The 5,906-nt window shown below is 39.0% G+C and carries 4 protein-coding genes; all 4 read right to left on the bottom strand.

The features are described 5' to 3' along the window. The coding region (locus AB4Y90_RS14735; RefSeq protein ID WP_441558299.1) for an efflux RND transporter permease subunit at nt 1-2,375 on the bottom strand (2,375 nt) is incomplete at its 3' end. Nucleotides 2,376-2,381: 6 nt separating this feature from the next. After that, complete coding sequence (locus AB4Y90_RS14730; protein ID WP_441558298.1) at nt 2,382-3,425, bottom strand: efflux RND transporter periplasmic adaptor subunit; 1,044 nt, start codon at nt 3,423-3,425, stop codon at nt 2,382-2,384. Nucleotides 3,426-3,438: 13 nt separating this feature from the next. After that, the gene (locus AB4Y90_RS14725) at nt 3,439-4,773 is read right to left on the bottom strand and encodes a TolC family protein (protein WP_441558297.1); all 1,335 of its coding nucleotides are present in this window, start codon (nt 4,771-4,773) and stop codon (nt 3,439-3,441) included. A gap of 58 nt (nt 4,774-4,831) precedes the next feature. Next, nucleotides 4,832-5,449 (bottom strand): TetR/AcrR family transcriptional regulator, encoded by a 618-nt coding sequence (locus AB4Y90_RS14720; RefSeq protein WP_232706004.1) that lies wholly within the window; start codon nt 5,447-5,449, stop codon nt 4,832-4,834. Nucleotides 5,450-5,906: the final 457 nt, after the last annotated feature.

Here is a 5,906-nt window from a genome sequence, read left to right as displayed (position 1 = left end):
GTTTCAAAAGTAATGGTGGCGATCTGATTCAGCGCAACAGGTGATCCCTGAACGTTATTCACGTACAGATTTTTCAGGGCATTAAGATTGGTAAATTTGTCTCTAGGCAGTGTAATGGTCACATTTCTGGAATCACCACGGTCATCGATATAATCTCCGACTGTCAGACCGGCAACGGCAAGCCTGATCACTCTGTCGATATCACTGGTCATCACGCCCAAAGTTCTGGCTTTTTCTTTGTTGATCTTTATTTTAACATCGGTCTTATTGGTATTCAGTTCATTGTTGATGTAAACCGTACCTTTCTGTTTTCTCAGAATGTCTTCAACCTGGAAAGACAGTTTTCTCAAGACAGCCTGATCTTCCCCAAATAGTCTGACCACAATATTGGCTTCCAGAGGCGTACCCTGCTCAAAGTCTTTCACTTCCACTTTGGCATAAGGCATCGTTCTGAATTTATCACGCAGTACTTCGATTAAAGCAGTTTTTTCTACAGGCGAAGCTTCACTTTCCAACTGTACGAAAATCTGTGCGAAATCTGATTTTCTGTCCTGTGGATGCACGTTATAATAAATCTGAGGGTTTCCGTGTCCGACATTTGAAGTGTAATATATAATTTCTTTGTGTTTTTTCAATTCTGCTTCGACAATCTTAGTGACCCTGTTGCTTTCCACGATATTATCCTGGAGTGGCATTTTGATGTTGATGAGGAACATCGGTTTTTCTGAATTAGGAAATAGTTTAAATCCCGCTACGGAAAACAATCCAAACGCAAGAACACTTAAAAGAAGTGAGATGACAATGGTAATTTTAGGAAATTTCAATGCTTTCGGCATAATACCGCTGTATGATCTGGTCAATATCTTCTGAAGGTACTGAAGAACGATATTTCCACCTTCGTGTTCGTGGGTCTTTAAAAATCTGCTTCCTAAGAAAGGAACCAATGTCAAAGCGACAAGCATTGAAGCCAATACACTTGTAATGACCGCCATTGGAAGACTTCGGATGAAGTCCCCTGCCATATCGGGAAGGAAGACCAGCGGAAGAAAAGCTATCACCAAGGTGGCCGTACATCCTACAACGGCAACGCCGATCTGTTTCGTTCCCATCAGAACCGCTTCCATTTTGGAATGCCCTTCACGCAACCAACGCTCGATATTTTCGACAACTACTATACTGTCATCTACCAATAATCCCAAGGCAACTACCAATCCGACAATACTCAGCTGGTTCAAAGAATATCCTAAGGCATTCATCGCAATTAGTCCTAAAGCCAATGAAAGTGGAATCGAGATCATCACAATTACCGATGCTCTTCCACCTAAAGGAATCAGGGTAATAACCACCAAAAATATAGCCAGTCCAAAATCAAAACCCAAATGCCCTAAACGGCTGGCGACCATATCGGCCTGGTCAAAATTCTTAACCAGTTTGATATTTGAAGGCAGAGTTTTTGAAAACTCATCTATGATCGGTAGATACTGTTTTTGGACATCCGCAATGTTCACATTGTCCTTCATCCCTGCAGTTACCAGTATACAACGCAATCCGTTGATTCTTGTGATATGATCGACAACCTGCGATTTGTATCCCACTTCCGCCACGTCTTTCATATAGACGATTTTCCCATTGGCATTGTAGATCACGGTATTGGCAACATCGTCCGCATCTTTAAATTTCCCACTCGTCTTTACGTTGAACGCCTTGGTATCCATATCGATACTACCGCCGGGAATATCGGCTGCTTCGCTTTGTAAACTTCCTGTTACGACATCCAACGGGATCTTCAGCTGTGCCAGTTTTTCAAGATTGAGGTCCACACGCATTTCCTGCTCGGGAATCCCGTCATATTTTACATCTTTGAGGTTCGTGATTTTTTCAACCCTGGTTTTCAGTTTATCTGCTTCATCGCGTAATAATTTGTCCGATGCATTTTCGGAGACTAAAGCTACCTGAAAGATCTTCACATCGGATGATTTTATCTTCTCTGTTTTGATCTGATAAATATCCTTTGGAAGCTCACTGTTTTTAAGGGCATTCATTTCGGTGGAGATCTCCTGATATTTGTTATCGACATCAACGCCATATTTGAATTTGACCTGAAAAGCAGCCACACCATCTTCTACAGTAGTCAGGATTTTTTCTATATTTTCCAATCCGTAGATCTTGTTTTCAATCGGTTTTACAACCTGCTCCTCCATATCTTTCGGGCTTGTCCCCGGATAGATGACGGTAATCAGATATTGAGGCGGTTTTGTTGCGGGATCTTCCGCACGTGGCATTGTGAAGAGCGTCAGAACCCCCACGACTGCAACAAGAAGAAATATAATCAGCGTGAACTGATAATTTTTTACGGCAAAATTTGTAATTTTCATCAGTTCTTATTTAATGATTTTAATGGTGGATTGCTCGTTCAGATAGGCACTGTTTGAGATGACGATCTTGTCGCTTTTCTGTAGACCGTCCTGAATGAAAACTTTGTCATTTTCAAATTTGGCAATCGTGATCGGTCTTTTCTTTACTTTGTTGTTTTCAACTACAAAAACGAACGCTTTGTTACCATCAGCTTCCAAAAGCGAATTGTAAGGAATTACGATAAAATCTTCGGAATTGTCGGTTTTGATTTCCGCCTTTCCGAACATTCCGACGGCTGGCTTGCTGTCATTCATCGTCAGTTTCAGTTCTACCTGAAAAGAACCGATCGCCAAATCTGCTGATTGAGATTTTCTGAAGATGAAGGCATCAAATTTCTTATCAGGATAACCGTCCAGCGTCACTACCGCCTTCTGTCCGATCTTTGTAGATGCCCATTCGGTATCGGTCAAACCGACTTTAAGTAAATAATTGTTGTTGTGTGACGTTTCATTAATGACCAAAACAGGCGAACCCGAAGCTACGATCTCTCCTTTGTTAACAACCTTTTGAGCAACAAAACCGTCTGCTGTGGCGTAGATCTTTGCATACTTTACATTAAAAGCCACCGCATCTTTTTGTTTTCGGGCAATATCAAGACCTGTTCGGGTATTCTGAACCTGTTCCAAGGTGTACACACTGTCTTTGTACAGATTGTTGGCACGTTTATAATCCCTTTCATTTTTCTGAACGTTCAGGTCAGACTGATTCAGCCCTGCACGAATCTCTGTTTCATCCAATGTTGCCAATAGCTGACCTTTTCGGAAAAACTGTCCTTCTTCTACAAAAACCCCGCTCACTACGCCACCGATCTTGAAGGAATAGGTTGTTTCATTCTCTGTGGTAACCAGACCGGAGGCGTTGATATTTCCGGCCATTGACAGAGATGCTACAGAAGCGGTTTTCAAAGCGATAACATCGGTATTTTCAAATGGTTTGGCTTCTTTCTTTTCTTCTTTGCAGGAAGTTATCAGGAAAAGGGAAAACAGTGATATTGTGATTGTTTTATTCATAATAGTGGGTATTTTATTTTTTAATATTGAATGAAGCGTTGGCTCTTTCCAGCTCTGCGAAGGCAATCCAGGAATTGTACAATGAAATATTGGCATTCAGCTGAGTATTGACCACCTGATTTTGAGCATCCAGCAATTCAATATAGATTGCCAGTCCTTCTTTGTAAAGTTTGGTCACGTCGCCATTGTATTTTTTGGCGGTTTCTTTCTGTTTATTGTCAGATTCATATTGCTCCAATGCGGACCTCAGATTGTTTTGGGAAACTTCGAACTGCAACAGCAATTGCTGTTTTACATTGTTGATCTGTGAACTGATCTTTTTGCTGTCTTCATCAACCTGTTTGAGTTTATATTTGTTCTTGTTGCCTGAGAAAATATTCCATTCCAGACTTAGTCCTGCGAAATAATAGCGTGAAGATTTATCCACTTTAAAATCAAAATCCTGCAATCCCAGATCTGCAAATCCGCTCAGTTTTGGAAACCAGTTGGATCTTGTTAATTGATACACATTTTCGTTGATCTCTTTTGCCTGACCTAATTGTTTTAATTCTTCTCTGTTTTCCGTATTTTCTGCGATGATCTCAGCAGGCAATTCCAAATTTTCATCGATCAGAACTTCTGAATCCAGTTTTTGATTCAACAGGAAATTGAAATACGATCTGGCATTTTTGCTCGTGTTCTTTGCGGTTTCAAGATTAGCTTCTATTCTTATAAGTTCATTGTCACTTCTTAATACAGCTGTTCTGTTGATCTTGTCATTTTTAAAAAGCGATCTGTTTACTCTTTGATTTTCTTTCACGATTGACAGTGCATTTTCATAAATTCTGATGCCCTCCACCGACTGAAGATATTTGTAGTAGGCAATTTTTATTTCCTTGACCAGTTCACGCTGGTAGATTTCAAGTTCGATCTTTTGCATAGTGGTCTGCTGAGCTTTGATCTTTTTGTTGTAAATAATTTCATAATTCAGAAGTGGCATCGTTGTATGAAGCTTGACATCATATAAATTATTGGGATTGATCAACACCGACTGATTCTGCAACTGCGGAAAAGCGTTGGAATTCGTGATTTGATTCAATGTGTTGTACACAGGATTCAGCATATCCCCGATCGGAATGTCGATGGTTCTTCCGCCGTCTGCAATCGTGTATGTGCTGTTGAATGCCACTGTCGGGTAAAAAAGGGAATTCGCCTCTTTCAAAGCATAGAGACTTTTGTTGATGTCGAAGTTTTTCTGTTTGATGACTTCGTTATTTTCCAGACCGATTTCGATATACCGGTCGAGATGACTTTGAGAATACCCGATAAAACCGAGGAAAAACAAAGCCAGAAATGATATTTTTTTCATTAATATATACATTGTTTATAATGTGAACGTTGTTCAAAATTTAGTTCAAAAAAAACTTTTACAGTTTTTCTAAAATTTTTAAATATTCTTCGTAACCTTCTGAGAGAATGGTTTCAGGATTGGTGAATTTTACACCTTTCGTTCTATCACGGATTTCAAGACTGCACATTCCGTGCGTCACACTCCAGACTATGAAAGATAGCGGTTCTTCTTTGTGACCTTTGAAATGTCCTTTTTCCATACATTCACGGACTGTTTTTTTTACGTAAGCAAAAGTATCGGCACCTTCCGACCAAAGCTCGTTTTTCTGATCTTCCAGATAGTCCATCGGTGCACGAAGGTTAAACATCAAATCGTACATCTCCGAATTTTCTAACGCAAACTTCATATAGATCATACCCATTTTACGAAGTCTCTGCATTGGATCTTTAATACTGTCCAACTCCTGGAAGTAGCCTCTCAATTCTTGAAACCCAATTGAATGCAATGCGTGGAAAATAGCATTCTTATCCTTATAGTACACATATACAGTCCCTACGCTATAATCGATTGCATCTGCAATATTGCGAATGGTGGTCTGCTCGATTCCTTTTTCGACAAATAATTTTTTAGCTCCATTCAGGATAAGCAGCCGCAAAGCCTCTTTTTCCTTCTGTTTTCTTTCACTTATACTCATAACTGAATTTACAATGCAAATGTAGACATTATTTTTGAACAACGTTCATTTTTTTATGCAATTTACTTAAAACGGCTTTTCACCATATTTATTAAGACCGATATTTCCAAAAATAAATTTTAAAGAAAATCAAATTTTGACTTTATAGATTTGTGAAATTCTTTCCAAATCTTGCACTAAATGTTTCGATATTTCTCGGTATGGGTACAAGACCAACACAGCCAAATTAAGGTTAATTATTCCATTGCTGATTGTTATTAATTCTTAGAATTAAATTGCTTTAGACAAAAACTAAAAGAAATTATTTAATAAAAATGAACTCTGCAATTCTTGTTTAATTTGGCTCAAACGAATCAAATCATCTATAAAAGTGTTTGAAGATAATCCCGTCGAGGTCACAAGACCGACATTTGAAGATAATTCACTTCTTTGTCGGTTTTTTTTATTTCCTAACTCC

The sequence above is a fragment of the Chryseobacterium sp. 2TAF14 genome (genome assembly GCF_052115105.1).
Lineage (GTDB): Bacteria > Bacteroidota > Bacteroidia > Flavobacteriales > Weeksellaceae > Chryseobacterium.
The sequence above is the reverse complement of the archived record's forward strand: the minus strand, read 5'-3'. Positions and strand labels throughout refer to the sequence as shown.